Source organism: Vibrio sp. 10N.286.46.A8, from assembly GCF_041470165.1.
GTDB lineage: Bacteria > Pseudomonadota > Gammaproteobacteria > Enterobacterales > Vibrionaceae > Vibrio > Vibrio tasmaniensis_A.
The window spans coordinates 1-16761 of the sequence record NZ_JBFRLX010000246.1 but is presented as its reverse complement, the minus strand read 5'-3'; the positions used below and the strand labels follow the sequence as shown (position 1 = coordinate 16761).

Below are 16761 nucleotides of genomic sequence, written 5' to 3'. Positions count from 1 at the left end.
ACCACCACCGGAACCAGAGCCACCGCCAGAACCAGAGCCACCACCAGAACCGTCACCACCACCAGAGCCACCACCAGAACCAGAGCCACCGCCAGAACCCTCAGAACCATTACAGGCCGAGCCAGTATAATTATACAAACCAAAGGGCATAGGATCGTTTTCTATACCATTAGCAACCCAAGTGTCGGTCTTTGCTTGGCAAGAGTTACGGCAAACAAATTCAACTTTAGGAGTGCCTACAGGAAATTTAACAAAACCAAGCCTTTCGCCTTTTTTATCACTACACTTGTCCTCTGGTTCACAGCGACCAGATGAGTCAGGCTTATGACCTTCAGGACAAGAGCCAACCCGAGAAAAAAACGCAACAGCTTGACCTTTACAAATATAAGATTTTCGACGTAAAGAAAATGAACAACTATAGGTGTTTTCTTCTATCTGGCACTTCTTACTCATTAAATAATCACGAGAGACAAGTTGACCGTTGGTAAAACATTTTTCTCCGCCATTTTGAACGCCACCCGCCCGCCAGTATTCAGTTTCAGCAGAGTGAGCAGGTAATGAATAAAATGCAAAAAAACAAATTGATAACAATATTCTTTTCATTAAAACACCGTTATTTAAATATAAAAAAAGGGAGCCGAAGCCCCCTAATTAATTAACCCGCTATGACTCCGGTATATACCCCGTATAAAAACGAGGCGCACATTAAAGAGCCAAGAACAACGGAGATAATCATTACTTACGAAGCCAAGAAACAACCATTCCAAGACCGAAGCCAAGCGCAGCGATACCAATTACACCTGTGGTAGTCAGGCCGACCATAGATTTACCAGTATTAACAGCAGCAGTAATGGCCGTTTCATTTGCACTCGCATCAGCGAACGCAGAGCTAGAAGTAAGAGCAACTGAAGCAACTAGAATTTTATTGCTAGCGATTTGACGTAGATTTTTCAACATAATAATTTTCCTAAATGGATTAACGAAAGTGTTTTAATACACGCCCAAGAACATGACCACCAACGAAAGTAACCAAGCTTTGAGCGACAACGAACTCATACAAAGATTTGTCGAATTCGAGTAATGACCAATCAAATTGACCATCAACCAAGTGCGTTAACTGTTCTTTAGAGACCAATACATACTCACAAACACCACCAGATGATTGCTGCAAAATCCCATCAATAACAGTCACGCAAATAGACATAGCACCTAGACCTGATTACTTAGCTTTCATAAAGTTGTCGAAGTGTTTTTTAATTTCCTCATCAACAGGAACGAGCTTGTTTACTAAGATATCGAGTGGGTCATTTGGGTTAGCACCAAAGCTGAGTTCGTATTCTCGGTTAGCAACAAACGCACGTGATTGGATAAGCTGACGCGCATACTCAACATCGATTTTCAATGCTTGTTTGTTGTAAGGAATATCAGTAGAGAAACCGATACCCGTTTGCTGAAACTTCTCGTTGTCGACTTCTTCTACAGCACGTAGAACAGACAGCTCAGCGAACTCCATGTTTGATTTAGGGAAACGCTTGATAGCAATACCAGTTATTGTAGGCATATTCTTGACTCCAAAATTTCGATTTTCTGTTTAGTGTATTCGTCAGGAATGCCCAACGAGGTTTCAAAGTTTGCACGTCTATGATGCGTAGGAATGAGCATGCCGAAGGCTTCACCCAAATCACCTTCAGTCATAGCAACAACTTCAGAGAGAGCTTTACCACATTGACGACGAACCCAAGCGATACGAGCGAAGAACTCAAGACCTGCTTTTTTCTTGTTGAGTTCAAGCTTCATTGGTTCAGCAGGGTCGATACTGGCCGAGAAATCACAGAGACCAGCAAAGGCCGAAGCAGGCGAGGCGAGTAGTGATAAATCGCACTTCTTCAATTCCACTTCGTTGCGGTACCAAATCACTTCAGGGTCAGCGATGTTTTGCTCGAACTTCTTGTTGTACACACGCCAGTAGATTGCAGAGGTACGAGAGCCAACAAGTACGGCTTCCTCTGATAATTCACCGGATTGTGAAACGCGCTTATGAGGAACCATTGTGGGACCACGACCACGAGAAGCAGTGCGAAATGCTCCCTCATAAAAACATTTCTCAGCATACTTACAGTCAAAGATTCCGGTGTAGTCATCCACACAGAGATCTAAACGGGCTAGGCGAGTGATACCCAAAAGTGACAACCACCAATGCACCTTTTTGTGTGTGGTGAAGTCGAACAACTTAGCGCAACCAGTACCATTGATTTGCACGTAAACCGTATCGTTGTTACCGCCAACACCAACCAAACCACACTCAACCGTTCCCGTTGAATCGTAAATCACCATTGAATCTTCATAGCCATGTAAGCCACGGCCACGCATAGGAGATATGCGGAAGTTAAAGACTTTAGACATGAACTCATCAAACCTATCGGCTAAAACCTTGCGGCATTTGTTACGGTGTGACTCAATTGACTTATCAATGGCTTCTGGTGAGTTAAGGCGACCGTTAACGCTTCGCTTTTTAAACTCAGGAAACTGCATATTGATAAAGTCTTGTTCGTTCGAGTTGTCCAAGTGTCTAAGTGAGCCGTACGAAAACGAAAAGGCTAGGTGATCAACTTGTACCGGACGAATCTCGTCATGGAACTTATGTGGTTTTTTAGATGGCATGGAACACGCCCTTAACCAAAAGCTCTTGGTAGTTATCATCCGTGATTTCGACAATCTTAAATGAAACCATGCCGTAGTGAGCTTCCATGAACTGGAAGAAATCACGCGGAGTCTTGAAGAAGTTATGACCCCAAGGAAAATAGGCGTTGATACCGTGATTGGGTTCGTTGTCGAAGTAGATTGAATCCATGATTATTTACCAACAAACAAAGGAGTCGTGAGATCTAAAGGCTCTTCCAGCAGGCCTTTAACAACATGAACAGAAAACGTTTTTCCTTTAGATGTAAGGATGTCGCAAACTTCACGAACATCATCTGAAAGAGCTTCGGATGTGAAGAACTTTGAACCCGCAATATGCCAAGCCGTTTTCACATGCTGACGTTTACCAAAACCGCAAAAGAAGCGAGTGCCTGATTTGGTTTGAACAGTAATGACTAGAGCCGATGATGTATTCATGATTAACGCTCCAAACCGTAGAACGAGCAGAACTGACCAAGTTCTTGGTCGTTATCAAACGTGAAAGTGAAAGCGTCACTAGAGTTATAAAGTGGGTTCTTATAGCTGACAGTATGAAAAAGTTCTTCACCAATGGTGCGTTGTCCAAACTCAAGTTCACTAACAAGGAACTCAAAGCAGATTTCTAGTGGTGAGTTATGAAGAGACACAGACGCGTGTGTGAAATCTGGATAGTTAGAGAAGCTAACGTGTTCAGATTTCAAAACAGAACCGTATTGAATAGATTCAACTGTAAACATAACAACCACCTTGACTGATTATTGAGAATTGGAGTGACCATCTAAGCCGAGCCATAAGCGTCAAGGGCGTACAGCCCAGACCTAGACAGTCAAAATGCTGAAACAAGTAAACTTGATTCGTTGGTGAGGATTATAGGCACGAAAAGTTGTGCCTGTTAAGCACGGAAAATCATGCCTAATCAGCTAGAATGTAGCCAAAGGGAGAATGTCTTATGTATCAAAATGAACTGTTAGATGCCTACAAAAAGGCGCAAAACTACGTACAAGATAAGCAGATTGCACATGATTTGAATCTGCCTAGACAAAGGATTGGTGAAATGCGAAAAGGAACTCGCTATATATCTGATTCAGAAGCAGTTTTTCTGGCAGAAAGCGCAGGAATCGACCCAGAGATGGCATTGCTTGGTTGTCACGTTGACCGCAACGAAAATCCAGAGATTAAACAGCTATGGGAACACATAGCAAAAAAGTGCAACGGGCTAGGATTAAAAGCGATTTCAATGACTTGCGCGGGATTAGCACTGATGGCAGCCACCCCAAATAAAGCACTAGCCAACTGCGTATTATGTATATTATGTTAAATTATGTTTAGTATTTATAAGGCAGGTATCTTTGTGTGATGCCCTGCCTCTTGTTTGACTACCAAACAGACGTTCTATTTAACAGTGAATCTATTTACCATAAAATACCTAATAAACATATTTCCTAATCTTCGATTAAGAATACGTTTATTAGACTTCAAGCATTAATCGATCAATTGCTTCAATGATCTCTTTGGTTCTTACAGGTTTGGTAATGAAATCATTCATACCGACATCTAAACAAGAAAATTTATCTTCTACTGATGTGTGTGCCGTTAGCGCGACGATTGGTGTTTTGATGTTTGCGTCTCTCATGTATTTGGTTGTGGTTATTCCGTCCATAACTGGCATCGACACATCCATCAAGATAATGTCTATCGGGTCATTACCTCTTTCTACAAAGCCAATGGCTTCTTCACCGTTGCTTGCGATGAAAACTTCATGGCCTTGCCGCGCAAGGATCAATTGAATCACCATCTGATTGGTTGGGTTGTCTTCAACAACTAACACTGAATAACGGGTTCTGGGAACTTGCGAGTATTTATCTTCTGCAGCATGATCTTGATTGTTCGTCACTCTCGTTAGAACTGGTAACCGCACTTCAAATTTCGAGCCTTTTCCTGGCTCACTCTCGACCGATATACGCCCGCGCATCAGTTCTACTAGTCGTTTTGTTATTGCTAAACCTAAGCCGGTGCCACCAAATCTACGTGTGATTGTGCTATCGGCTTGCACGAATGGACTGAATAATGATGAAAGTTGCTGTGAGCTGATGCCAATTCCGGTGTCTTCTACGCTAATACGGAATGAACTGTGCTGGTATGTAATAGAAACATGTACATGCCCGTGTTCAGTGAACTTTATTGCGTTACCAATGAGATTAAAAAGGATCTGTGCTAAGCGACTTGGGTCGATGTAATGTAGTTCACCTTCTGGAATGTCGCTAGTTAGGGTTAATGACAACCCTTTATCGTCTGCTATCTTCTTTTGTTCAGATAAAACAAAAGTTACAGTGTCTCTTGCGTTGCTCCATTGAGGAGCCAACGAGAAGCATCCAGATTCAATCTTTGAAAAGTCCAATACATCACTGATGATCGCCAATAGGAGTTCAGATGATGTACTCATATTTAACAATATAGACTGTTGTTCATCATTCAGCGGTGTGGACTTTAGCGTGTCGATTAAGCCTATGGTGGCGTTTAGCGGCGTTCTTAACTCATGACTCATCATTGCTAAGAATTCAGATTTGGCTTTGTTGGCTCTTTCTGCGTCTTTTCTTGCTGCTACGAGTTCTGCTGTACGTTCTCGGACTGTCGCTTCAAGTTTTTCTTTGTTTTCAATATCGAAAACAGCACGCTCAATCAGCGGTCGAAATCGGTTTAGAGTGGCTTTGGTTTCAATACTAAAGTGTTTGGTATTGGAATGGATAAAGATGATAACGGATTGTGTTAGCCCGCTATCAATACCAGTAATCAGTACGGAGTTAATTTGGTCTAGGATAATTGGATGCAAAGTGCTGAATTCACCCAGAGATTTGGGTTCAAAAAGAATGGCACATTCTCCATTAATGACTCGCGATAGCTTGCCACAATCTGTCCAATTCATCTGTTCGAATACTTTGTTATTGGTTAACAGGGTTTTGAAACTACCTTCATTCCCTACTCTTGATACCACAATAAAATCATCAAACTTTATGTATTTTTTGAGTGCGAATTCGAGACTAGAAAATATTTCAGATATGTTACTCGCCTTACTGATCGCAGAGATAGTCGATAGGATCACCCTATTCTCTTCAGCTAATTTACGTTCACGGACCTTTAGTTTTTGGAGTTCAATACGAGCTTCTTGCAGCGCTTCCTGGTCTTCAGTATCCATTACTTTTTCAGCCTATAAAACGTTGCAGACGATACCATCAAATTTCCGTGCGCATTCTCACCACCAGAGAGTCTGCCTTGCTCACCAAACGTAAATGGACATATGTATGGAAGCCCACCAAGTGCGTGATTGATTTGGTCACAAACCTCATCCATATCTTGTTTTAGGTGCAGCATTGGTCCTGCACAGAATATGTTGATCGCCCCTAATTTTTCTTCAAGATCCATATCATTATAGTAAGACGAATGAATGATGTTAGCGGCACGGCTGATAAGTTGTTGCTTAGAGCCTTGCATCAAATAGATGGTGTCACCTTCATTTATATCAGTGAACAACTCGATACCGTTACACTCAGTTTCTCTGATCGAATGCGACAACTTGAAATATGGGTAGTCGTAAGAAGAGCCGACCTTTCGGCCTAATGGATAAACTGTCGACTTTTCAAAAATATACCCATCATCACTGCCACCTAAATGAAAATTAGTCCATTCATTATAAACGGTGGTCGCTGGCCTATGGTCGATCTCTAACAATATTCGATTTCTTACTTTGGTGACGGTGCCTGAATACTGAGTGGGTGTATGACCGGCGCTAAAAGATGAATAGATGGATTGTGACGCAAAAAACACCGTTAAAGAGACGCCATTAATAGCAAGAGCTTCTTCGGTAAAGATACTCCAATTTCCAGACACTTGATTGTCTGCTGCGCTTCCACCAATAATCGGCACCTCTGTGCCAAATTTGTTATCGATGGCCGCCATCACCTTCTCTTCATTTCCTGGGGTGGAATGGAGCAAGATAAGATCGGGTATTTCACCTTCTCGGTTGGCGTTCTTTAATGCTTTATCGATGGCGCTGAATGTACTACGGTCTATGGAATCGCCAAAGTGACTGATGCCGGTACCGTAGGCATTGATCCCGGAATCATAGATGATGAGTATCCCAATCACAGGGCCTGAATGGAACCCTGTTTCGGTCATAATACCGTGACAAGTGGTGCAGCCATGTATTGGTGTATTCGGGAGCGCATCTACCAAATATCTCTGCACAGCAAGTGTGGAGTACTCTTCGGTGCAGTAGCAGATAAGACAGGCAATATCGTCAGGGTTTGCCACCCCACTGAGCAGTTCATCTACTGCGATTTTATCGTCTAGGGAATAAGAGACTTTTGATAGAAATTTCATAGATCTCGGAAGATTTTATTAATGCTCTCTTTATAACACTTTTATACAATCTATTTCACTGACTTAGTACATATTTCTATCAAAAGAATTGAGGTGAGACTAACTTGTTACTGTGTTATTCCTTAGAAAGGTTTACAGAAAGTGTGGCTATCTGTTGTGGAAATGTAACCGTTATTGAGGAGTTCTGAGCGTTCGTTCGTAACAGCCAAATTGATGCCCCTTTTTCTTCTAGAGTTCCGCTCTCATTATAGTTAATGATAAATTTACCAGTTTTAGATGTTTCGATCGAATACCCTAGGTTATCACCCGAAATTAAAACATTATGTTTATCAATAGTAATTTGGCAAGGTTTAGAAATTATACAGTTTACTGTTTCGTCATTGTCGTATGTCACTGTTCTCCAAGTAAATGCAGCTATTAAAATAACCAACATGACGATAATTTGAACAAGCCTGCCTTTCGTTAGCTTTTGTGCCGCCATTATAATCTTTACTCCTTGTTACAAAGTTCAAAGTTTTTAAATAAAAATCCAATTCCAGACCAAGCGTAAGGTTACTACTCTGTCATTGATTTGTTAATTCAAGTATAGTGTCGCGTTGAAAATGCCACTTTTTTTTAAAATCAGCAAGTGGAAATAAAGCTCTGAATAGGCTGAATTTCCTTTTCTAATTTGGGTGGCATTACGACGTGAGTCGTGTTGGAAGTAAAGTGTAGTAAATAAGAAATTGGAAGCATGCAAATGAGCCAAGAAAAGCAGCTTGAACAAAACTACAACTATACGGTCGTCCGTCAATTTACCCTCGTTACAATTTTGTGGGGTATTGTCGGTATGGGCGTTGGTGTTTTGATTGCCGCTCAATTAGTTTGGCCACAGCTAAACTTTGATACGCCGTGGCTGACGTACAGTCGTTTACGTCCCCTGCATACTAATGCGGTTATTTTTGCGTTCGGTACAAGTGCGCTGTTTGCAACATCATATTATGTTGTGCAACGTACCTGTCAGACGCGTCTCTTTGGTGGCCCTCTCGTAGCCTTTACCTTTTGGGGTTGGCAAGCGATTATCCTGTCCGCTGCAATTACTTTACCGTTAGGTTTAACCTCTGGTAAAGAATACGCAGAACTTGAATGGCCAATCGATATTGCTATTACGCTTGTGTGGGTAGCTTATGCGGTCGTGTTCTTCGGAACCATGATTAAACGTAAGACATCGCACATTTATGTAGCTAACTGGTTCTTCGGAGCCTTCATCATCACGGTTGCCGTGTTGCACATCGTTAACAGCCTGGCTGTTCCTGTATCTGCGTTTAAATCGTACTCGATTTATTCCGGAGCGATCGATGCAATGGTGCAATGGTGGTACGGACACAATGCGGTAGGCTTCCTATTGACAGCTGGTTTCCTAGGTATGATGTATTACTTCGTTCCTAAACAAGCTGGTCGCCCTGTTTACTCTTACCGTTTGTCGATTGTTCACTTCTGGGCTCTTGTGTCTCTGTATATTTGGGCTGGTCCTCACCACCTACACTACACAGCACTTCCAGACTGGACTCAGTCTCTAGGTATGGTTATGTCTTTGGTACTGTTTGCTCCATCTTGGGGTGGCATGATCAACGGTATTATGACTCTATCTGGTGCGTGGCATAAGCTACGCTACGACCCTATCCTACGTTTCCTAATCGTTTCTCTATCATTCTACGGCATGTCGACTTTCGAAGGCCCAATGATGGCAATCAAAACGGTTAACGCACTATCTCACTACACGGACTGGACTATCGGTCACGTTCACTCTGGTGCGCTAGGTTGGGTAGCGATGGTTTCTATCGGTTCGGTTTACCACTTAGTTCCTAAACTATTTGGTCAAGAGCGTATGTACTCTGTATCTCTAATCAATGTTCACTTCTGGTTAGCAACGATTGGTACGGTTTTCTACATTGTTGCAATGTGGATCTCTGGTGTGATGCAAGGTCTGATGTGGCGTGCAGTTAACTCTGACGGTACATTAACTTACAGCTTCGTTGAATCTGTAGAAGCATCTTACCCGTTCTACTTTGTACGTTTCTTAGGGGGCTTCATCTTCCTATCTGGTATGTTCTTAATGGCATACAACACGTACAAAACTGTTTCTGCACCTAAAGATAGCCTTAAAGCTATCCCTCAACCGGCTTAAGGAGATTTAGAATGAGCTCAAATTCAAATAATCGCCATGAGTTGGTAGAGAAGAACGTTGGCCTACTGGCGATCTTGATCGTTATTGCTATCAGTTTTGGTGCTTTAGTAGAAATTACCCCTCTTATTTTCCAAAAGCAGACGACTGAACCTGTAGAAAACCTACGCGTCTACTCTGCTCTGGAAATGGAAGGTCGTGATATTTATATCCGCGAAGGTTGTAACGTATGTCACAGCCAAATGATTCGTCCTTTCCGCTCTGAAACTGAACGTTACGGTCACTACTCTGTAGCGGGCGAAAGCGTTTGGGAACACCCATTCCTATGGGGTTCTAAGCGTACTGGTCCAGATCTAGCGCGTGTTGGTGATCGTTACTCTGATGAGTGGCACCGTGTTCATCTTATCGACCCTCGTGAACTTGTTCCTGAATCAAACATGCCTGGTTTCCCATGGCTTGCTGAGAATGTACTTGATGGCAAATTGACTCAACAGAAGCTTGAACTCTTCCGTAATCAATTTGGTGTTCCTTACACAGACGAACAAATTGCTAACGCTAAACAAGATGTTGAAGGAAAAACAGAGATGGATGCAATCATCGCTTACCTTCAATCGCTTGGCCACGCAATGAAATAAGGAATAATTATGGACATTATTACATTTCAAAGTGTTTGGACTGTTACTGTTTTTGCTTGCTTCATCGGTATCGTTTGGTGGGCATACGGCAAGAATCGTAAATCACGTTTCGACGAAGATGCGAACCTAGTGTTTGCAGACGACGAGCCGGCAACAAGTTCTAAAAATCAAGGAGTGACAAAGTAATGAGTACATTCTGGAGTATCTGGGTTAGTGCGATTACGATTGGTACCCTAATTGGTTGTGCTGTCTTGCTTCGTTGGTGTTTTAAAGATCGAACTGGCGTAGAAGAAGGTCATGATATGGGCCATGAATACGATGGTATTCGTGAGCTTAATAACCCACTACCAAAATGGTGGACATACCTTTTCATCAGTACGATTGTGTTTGCAGCGGTTTACCTTGCTCTTTACCCTGGCCTTGGCAATTTTAAAGGTCTACTAGGGTGGACAAGTTCAAACCAAGAAGTTCGTAGTATTGAAGAGTCTCGCTCTTCGATTGCTGCGGCTCAAGCGAACAAGCAGTTAGACGAGTACGCGAAAGAGCTTGATGACGCCAACACCTATTTTGGTGAAGCATTCAAAAAGCTAGCTCACGACGAAAATGGTTTACGTTCTGTCCCTGACATTGCATCAGATGCTGACGCAATTAAAGTGGGCCAACGTTTATTCTTGCAAAACTGTTCTCAGTGTCACGGCTCTGATGCTCGTGGTCAAAAAGGTTTTCCTAACCTAACTGATGACGCATGGCTATATGGTGGTGAACCACAAGCTATCGTGACAACAATCATGCATGGTCGTGTTGGCCAAATGCCTGGCTGGAAAGATGCACTTGGTGAGCAAGGCGTTAAAGAAGTGGTTAGCTACACGCTTAGCCTTTCTGGACGTAGTGTGAATGCTCGTGAAGCTGAAGCTGGTAAAGCACGCTTTGTTGTATGTGCTGCATGTCACGGTACAGATGGTAAGGGTAACCCTGCTGTAGGTGCACCTGACCTGACCGACCGCGACTGGTTGTTTGGCGACTCTCGCGCTGCTGTGACGGAAACAGTAATGTACGGACGCTCTGGCGTTATGCCTGCTTGGAAAGACATTCTAGGCGAGGATAAAGTACAACTGATTTCATCATACGTGTGGAGCTTAAGCAACTCGGATAATAAGTAACATTTCAATAACAGCCTCTTTCTAAGAGGCTGTCTTTCCTTTATTTTATAACCCCTTCTTTTTATTCTTTTTTGAGATCTTTTTTATGGTAAAGCCTTGGTATAAACAGTTTTGGCCGTGGTTCTTAATCGCGTTGCCAGCGACAGTAGTTATTTGGACCATCATGACGGTTATTGTGTTCACACAGAACTCTGTAGACCTAGTGACTGAGGATTACTATAAAAAAGGAAAAGGCATTAATGTCGACATTTCAAAAGTAAATATTGCAAAGGAACTCGGCCTTTCAGCTTCAGTTAATGAGAAAGGTAACTCCGTTATCATTACTCTTGAGAAAGGTAAACTCGATCACTTCCCTGCGATTAACGCAATGTTTGTTCACAGAACACTGCCTGACCGCGATTTTACTCAACTACTGACAGCGGATGCGAAAGGCAACTACACCATGACTTTGGATCACGAAATGCAAGGACCATGGTTTATTGAGCTTTCTCCGCATGATTCTGAATGGTTAGTGCAAGGTCGCATGAACTTCCCTATTGATACTCCTACTCAACTAACGAATTAAAGCTTATGTGTGAATCCTGTTATCACTGCGGTGAAGATGTACCAGCGGAAACGGATTTTAAAGTAGAAATCTTAGGGTCGGTTCGACCGATGTGTTGTCCGGGTTGCGAAACCGTAGCTCAGACAATCATAGATAGCGGTTTGGTTTCTTATTACCAATACCGTACTGCTCCTGCTGAAAAAGCAGATTTGGTGCCAGAGCAACTTCTGGCACTGAGTCATTACGACAATGAAGATGTTCAATTGGAGTTCGTCCGTAACTCCGAAAACATCTCCGAGGTGACATTGTCACTAGATGGTGTCTCTTGTGCGGCTTGTGCTTGGCTTATTGAGAAGCAAGTTTCTTCAAAGCTTGGCGTTGTGAGTATTCGTGTTAATACCACGACTAACCGTGCCCTGCTTAGCTGGGACAACACTCAGGCCAAACTGAGCGAGTTGCTATCCGCGATTCATAGGTTGGGCTACAAAGCCGCACCATTCGAGGCTGACCAACAAGAAGCCACTTATCATCGTTCGATGAAAAACTACCTTTATCGTCTTGGTGTCGCGGGTTTAGCGACCATGCAAGTTATGATGCTAGCCGTGGCGCTTTATCTCGAAGTTTTTGGCAGCCTTGAGCCGGAATTCAAAAGCTACTTTCGTTGGGTGAGTTTGATCTTCGCAACGCCTGTACTGCTCTACTCTGCATTACCGTTCTATATTAACGCTTGGCGTAGTATTAAAGGCCGAACCTTGGGCATGGATGTACCCGTGTCGATCGCTCTGTTGTTTGCCTACGTTGCTAGTTTGGTCGCGACGGTAACCGAAAAAGGCGAAGTGTTCTTTGAATCTATCTCGATGTTCACCTTCTTCTTGTTGCTTGGTCGTTTCCTTGAGATGCGCGCGCGTCGTAAAGCCGCCGCCGCGAGTGGTAACCTGCTTAAGTTGGTTCCTGCGATGGCGACAACGTTAGACGGCGAGCAAGTTCCGGTAAAAACCTTGAAGGTTGGCGATCAGATTCGGGTTCTACCCGGTGAGCATATCCCTGCGGATGGTAAAGTACTGTCTGGTAGAGTTCATATTGATGAATCGATGCTGACTGGCGAATCGATTCATGTGGTTAAGAATGAAAGCGATACGGTCTTTGCTGGTACATTGAATGGTGATGAATCGTTTGAATTGGAAGTGATGACGTCTAAAGCGGATTCCGTGATTTCCAATATCGTTCGCCTTCAGGATGAAGCGCAACTGTCTAAGCCTCGCATCGCAGAGATAGCCGATGTGGTTGCTCGATACTTTGTTGCTGTGATTCTGGTTATCTCGTTCGGCACTTGGTTTTACTGGCACCAAACACGTCCAGAAGATGCTTTCTGGATTATGCTCTCGGTACTTGTTGCGACATGTCCTTGTGCGCTATCGCTTGCAACACCGACAGCCATCACCTGCTCAACTTCTCGTATGGGTAATTTCGGTATCTTGCTACGCAAAGGCCATGTGTTTGAAACTTTGTGCAAAGTGAATCACTTGATCATAGATAAAACAGGCACGTTGACCGAGGGTGATATTCGTATCAGCCAAGTTGAAACCTTCGCAGAACTTGATAAATACACCTGTTTGAAAGTAGCGGCGAGCCTAGAGCAACATGCTAACCACCCTATTGCGAAAGCGTTCAAGACTCATCTTTCTGATGATATCGAAGTAGAGTCTGTCAATAACGTAATTGGCTCTGGTATCACTGGTGAGTGGAATGGACAAGAAGTCGCTATCGGCAGCAGTGAATTCATTCTTGGTGATGCACAAACATCGGAAAGCAATGGTATTTACTTGTCGATGTCAGGTCGACATACCGCAACATTCACTTATGAAGACCCGATTCGTAAAGAAAGTATTGAGTTCATTAAGCAATTCAAAGAAGCGGGAATCAAAACCACGCTGCTGACTGGCGATTCTTTGATTAACGCGAAACCTGTTGCTGAAGAGATCGGCATTACTGACATTGTTGCTAACGCGAAGCCGGAAGATAAACTGGCTTATTTAAACTCTAGAGGCGCTAGTGACATCACCATGATGGTTGGTGACGGTATTAACGATGCGCCTATTCTGGCGGGTGCTCACCTTTCTGTCGCAATGGGCGGTGGTACCGACGTGGCGAAAGCCTCAGCGGATATGGTGTTATTGGGTGACAAACTCGATAGATTACTTAAATCACGAACATTAGCGCTTAAAACGCGTAAGATAATCCGTGAAAACTTAGCGTGGTCGTTGGGGTATAACTTACTTATTCTTCCATTGGCCGTAGCGGGTTTGGTTGCTCCATACATTGCCGTTGTTGGCATGTCTGCTAGCTCTATTATTGTTGTGTCTAACTCGTTAAGGCTCTTAAAAGAGCAAGGTAAATAATGGAAAGTTTATACATACTTATTCCAATTGCGATCGTACTTGTGTGCATCGCTGTCGGTATCTTTCTGTGGGCCGTTAAGAGTGAGCAGTTTGAAGACCTTGAGCGTCAAGGCCACAACATTCTGTTTGATGAAGACACTAATGCTCTTCACCATTCTGATAGTAAACCTGTTAAGAACGAGAAAGCTAACGTAGAAAGCCAAACTAACTTAGACAAAAAGAACGATGACGCCTGATTGGATCGGAGCCTTTGTTGTTGGGTTGATCGGCGCAGGTCACTGCATGGGAATGTGTGGTGGCATTGCGTCGCTTCTTTCAATTGGAAACAGTAAACCTTCCCCTGTCATTCCCCTGCTTTATAACCTAGGACGCTTGCTAAGCTATGCCGTGATTGGCGGTGTGATTGGCGGTGCAATTTCTTCTATAGGTCAGCTAAGCGATTTTAACGCTCTTCTAGGTTGGCTGAGATTATTTGCTGCTGGCTTTATGATCGTCTTAGGTTTGTATATTGGAAAATGGTGGTTCGGCTTGTTGTTTTTTGAAAAAGTCGGGCAAAAACTATGGCGCTATATCTCTCCTGTCGGTAAATCATTTCTACCATTGAAGCATCCTAGTCACGCTCTTCCATTTGGTTTCATTTGGGGGTGGTTACCATGTGGCCTTGTTTATTCTATGCTTACATGGGCGGCCGTATCAGGAAGTTGGTATAACGGAGCGGGTATCATGCTTGCTTTCGGTTTAGGCACCCTCCCTGCGATGCTCACGGTTGGAATGGGTGCCAATTTCCTCAAAAAACTGCAACAAGCTGACTTATTTCGTCAGTTTGGTGCAATTTTAATCCTCATTTACGGCTTCTATACCGGTTATATGGCGCTACAGCTTATTATTTATACCGTATAGCGGCGTCTTTAATCCGGTTTTTTTACTACCCTTTAGGATTAAGGAATGCTAAAATATTGACGTATATCAAATAGTGAAAGATTGTTATGATTTCTGAAAAGCCTGTGACGAAACGTGTTCAGTCTGGTGGCTGTGCGATCCATTGCCAGGATTGTAGTATTAGCCAGCTCTGTATTCCGTTTACTTTGAATGAATCTGAACTCGATCAACTTGATCAGATCATTGAGAGAAAAAAGCCTATTCAAAAAGGCCAAGAGTTATTTAAAGCCGGTGACGAGCTTAAATCTCTATACGCTATTCGCTCTGGAACGATCAAGAGCTACACGATTACCGAGCAAGGTGATGAGCAAATTACTGCATTCCATCTAGCGGGCGATCTTGTTGGCTTCGATGCGATTACTGGTGACATGCACCCTAGTTTCGCACAAGCGTTAGAAACTTCTATGGTATGTGAAATTCCATACGAAATTCTAGACGACCTATCAGGAAAAATGCCTAAATTGCGTCAGCAAATTATGCGTCTGATGAGTAATGAGATTAAAGGTGACCAAGAAATGATTCTGCTTCTTTCTAAGAAGAACGCGGAAGAGCGTCTTGCTGCATTCCTTTACAACCTTTCTACTCGTTTCTCTCAACGTGGCTTCAGCCCACGTGAGTTCCGCCTAACGATGACTCGTGGCGATATTGGTAACTACCTTGGTTTGACTGTTGAAACAATTAGCCGTCTTTTAGGTCGCTTCCAAAAAGCAGACATCTTGAGCGTTAAAGGCAAATATATCACTATCGAAGATCACGATGCGTTGATGGAACTTGCTGGCGTTTCAAAAGAATAGTCTAGATATCAATGATGTAGTTCAATAATGAGCTACATCATGTTTCTCTCTTAAAACCTCTTATATTTCTCTTATTCTCTCCATAACTACGCTACATTATTTATATGTTCGGTCTGAAAAGTAGGCTTAGTTATGAGTATCTATAACAAAATTTTAGTTGTCGCAGACATTAATCACGATGAGCAACCTGCTCTAGTTCGTGCTATCCAACTTGCCAAGAAAAGCACATCAACAAGCCACATCACTTTCTTTTTATCGATCTACGATTTCTCGTATGACATGACATCTATGCTCTCTGTCGATGAAAGAGACGCAATGCGTAAAGGCGTAATTCATCAACGTGAAATTTGGATGAATAAAGTGGCGGCTCCTTACCTTGATGATTCTATTGAATTTAACGTGCAAGTGGTTTGGCATAACCGCCCGTATGAAGCGATCATTGCAGAGGTTTACAGTGGCGAGCATGACATTCTAATCAAAGGTACGCGTAAGCACGATACCTTAGAATCTGTCATCTTTACTCCTACCGACTGGCACTTATTGAGAAAATGCCCTAGCCCAGTGCTATTGGTTAAAAATGATTTCTGGCCAGAACACGCGAAGATTTACGCTTCAGTTCATGTAGGCTCTGAAACCGAAGCTCACTTAGAGCTCAATGATACGATGGTCGACAGGTTACTTGAAATCACAGGTCGTTTAGATGCTGAGCCGCTATTGGTAAACGCCTACCCGGTGACACCTGCTAATATCACAATCGAGCTGCCAGAGTTTGACCCAACCTCTTATACTGACGCGGTTCGTGGTCATCACTTAACAGCGATGAAAGCGTTGCGCCAGAAACACGGTATGAGTGAAGAGCAAACTGTTGTTGAGCAAGGCTTGCCAGAAGATGTTATTCCTCGTGTCGCGTCTGAAAACAACGCTGCTATGGTGATTCTTGGTACAACCGGCCGTACTGGATTGTCTGCCGTGTTTATTGGTAATACAGCGGAACATGTCATCGACAAGATTAACTGTGACGTGTTGGCTCTTAAACCGTCTGGTTACGTGAGCCCACTAGACCCTAACCT

At 43.2% G+C, this 16761-nt stretch carries 22 protein-coding genes; 11 read left to right on the top strand and 11 right to left on the bottom strand.

Features of this window, described 5'->3' with window-relative positions:
• The 8 genes from AB4232_RS20385 to AB4232_RS20350 form a co-directional block, all read right to left on the bottom strand.
• Positions 1-603 (bottom strand): hypothetical protein (locus AB4232_RS20385; RefSeq protein ID WP_372087879.1); only part of this gene is annotated, 603 nt, incomplete at its 3' end.
• 132 nt (positions 604-735) lie between these two features.
• Positions 736-957 carry a hypothetical protein gene (locus AB4232_RS20380; protein ID WP_372087878.1) on the bottom strand — a complete coding sequence of 74 codons (222 nt, stop codon included), beginning with the start codon at positions 955-957 and terminating at the stop codon, positions 736-738.
• 19 nt (positions 958-976) lie between these two features.
• Positions 977-1204 (bottom strand): transcriptional regulator, encoded by a 228-nt coding sequence (locus AB4232_RS20375; RefSeq protein WP_372087877.1) that lies wholly within the window; start codon positions 1202-1204, stop codon positions 977-979.
• 15 nt (positions 1205-1219) lie between these two features.
• Positions 1220-1561, bottom strand: coding sequence for a DUF1293 family protein (locus AB4232_RS20370; protein ID WP_372087876.1), 342 nt, complete (start codon positions 1559-1561; stop codon positions 1220-1222).
• Positions 1549-2661 carry a replication initiation factor domain-containing protein gene (locus tag AB4232_RS20365; RefSeq protein ID WP_017103179.1) on the bottom strand — a complete coding sequence of 371 codons (1113 nt, stop codon included), beginning with the start codon at positions 2659-2661 and terminating at the stop codon, positions 1549-1551. Before AB4232_RS20365 ends, AB4232_RS20370 begins: the two co-directional genes overlap by 13 nt.
• A complete protein-coding gene (locus AB4232_RS20360; protein WP_372087875.1) occupies positions 2651-2851 on the bottom strand; it encodes a hypothetical protein in 201 nt (66 codons plus the stop codon). The genes AB4232_RS20365 and AB4232_RS20360 overlap by 11 nt, the downstream gene beginning before the upstream one ends.
• A 2-nt stretch (positions 2852-2853) precedes the next feature.
• Complete coding sequence (locus tag AB4232_RS20355; protein WP_102441572.1) at positions 2854-3117, bottom strand: hypothetical protein; 264 nt, start codon at positions 3115-3117, stop codon at positions 2854-2856.
• Between the two features lie 2 nt (positions 3118-3119).
• The gene (locus AB4232_RS20350; RefSeq protein ID WP_372087874.1) at positions 3120-3416 is read right to left on the bottom strand and encodes a hypothetical protein; all 297 of its coding nucleotides are present in this window, start codon (positions 3414-3416) and stop codon (positions 3120-3122) included.
• 212 nt (positions 3417-3628) lie between these two features.
• Here AB4232_RS20350 and AB4232_RS20345 point away from each other — a divergent pair, with 212 nt between their 5' ends.
• Complete coding sequence (locus AB4232_RS20345; protein ID WP_123283303.1) at positions 3629-3997, top strand: DUF3693 domain-containing protein; 369 nt, start codon at positions 3629-3631, stop codon at positions 3995-3997.
• A 150-nt stretch (positions 3998-4147) separates the two neighbouring features.
• On the opposite strand, the gene AB4232_RS20340 is transcribed toward AB4232_RS20345, so the two are convergent.
• From AB4232_RS20340 to AB4232_RS20330, 3 genes are all read right to left on the bottom strand, one after another.
• Entirely contained in the window at positions 4148-5872 is a 1725-nt protein-coding gene (locus tag AB4232_RS20340) for an ATP-binding protein (protein WP_009846704.1), read from the bottom strand.
• Positions 5872-7056, bottom strand: coding sequence for an FIST signal transduction protein (locus AB4232_RS20335; protein WP_009846705.1), 1185 nt, complete (start codon positions 7054-7056; stop codon positions 5872-5874). The genes AB4232_RS20340 and AB4232_RS20335 overlap by 1 nt, the downstream gene beginning before the upstream one ends.
• Before the next feature lie 115 nt (positions 7057-7171).
• Positions 7172-7537, bottom strand: coding sequence for a hypothetical protein (locus AB4232_RS20330; RefSeq protein WP_009846706.1), 366 nt, complete (start codon positions 7535-7537; stop codon positions 7172-7174).
• Positions 7538-7789: 252 nt separating this feature from the next.
• On the opposite strand from AB4232_RS20330, the gene ccoN reads away from it, so the two are divergent.
• From ccoN to uspE, 10 genes are all read left to right on the top strand, one after another.
• Positions 7790-9223, top strand: a complete 1434-nt coding sequence (gene ccoN / locus AB4232_RS20325; RefSeq protein ID WP_009846707.1) for a cytochrome-c oxidase, cbb3-type subunit I — start codon at positions 7790-7792, stop codon at positions 9221-9223.
• Positions 9224-9234: 11 nt separating this feature from the next.
• Positions 9235-9855: a cytochrome-c oxidase, cbb3-type subunit II gene (gene ccoO / locus AB4232_RS20320; RefSeq protein ID WP_004742292.1), complete on the top strand. Its 621-nt coding sequence runs from the start codon at positions 9235-9237 to the stop codon at positions 9853-9855.
• 9 nt (positions 9856-9864) lie between these two features.
• A complete protein-coding gene (locus AB4232_RS20315) occupies positions 9865-10041 on the top strand; it encodes a CcoQ/FixQ family Cbb3-type cytochrome c oxidase assembly chaperone (RefSeq protein WP_009846708.1) in 177 nt (58 codons plus the stop codon).
• Complete coding sequence (gene ccoP, locus AB4232_RS20310; RefSeq protein WP_009846709.1) at positions 10041-11015, top strand: cytochrome-c oxidase, cbb3-type subunit III; 975 nt, start codon at positions 10041-10043, stop codon at positions 11013-11015. The genes AB4232_RS20315 and ccoP overlap by 1 nt, the downstream gene beginning before the upstream one ends.
• Positions 11016-11100: 85 nt before the next feature.
• Positions 11101-11580, top strand: a complete 480-nt coding sequence (locus AB4232_RS20305) for a FixH family protein (RefSeq protein ID WP_009846710.1) — start codon at positions 11101-11103, stop codon at positions 11578-11580.
• A 5-nt stretch (positions 11581-11585) separates the two neighbouring features.
• The gene (locus AB4232_RS20300) at positions 11586-13958 is read left to right on the top strand and encodes a heavy metal translocating P-type ATPase (protein ID WP_372087873.1); all 2373 of its coding nucleotides are present in this window, start codon (positions 11586-11588) and stop codon (positions 13956-13958) included.
• Entirely contained in the window at positions 13958-14194 is a 237-nt protein-coding gene (gene ccoS, locus AB4232_RS20295; protein WP_009846712.1) for a cbb3-type cytochrome oxidase assembly protein CcoS, read from the top strand. Before AB4232_RS20300 ends, ccoS begins: the two co-directional genes overlap by 1 nt.
• Positions 14184-14858, top strand: a complete 675-nt coding sequence (locus tag AB4232_RS20290) for a sulfite exporter TauE/SafE family protein (protein WP_009846713.1) — start codon at positions 14184-14186, stop codon at positions 14856-14858. Before ccoS ends, AB4232_RS20290 begins: the two co-directional genes overlap by 11 nt.
• Positions 14859-14944: 86 nt before the next feature.
• Positions 14945-15691 (top strand): FNR family transcription factor, encoded by a 747-nt coding sequence (locus AB4232_RS20285; RefSeq protein WP_009846714.1) that lies wholly within the window; start codon positions 14945-14947, stop codon positions 15689-15691.
• A 132-nt stretch (positions 15692-15823) separates the two neighbouring features.
• Positions 15824-16761: universal stress protein UspE (gene uspE, locus AB4232_RS20280; protein ID WP_372087872.1), on the top strand; the 938-nt coding region annotated here is incomplete at its 3' end.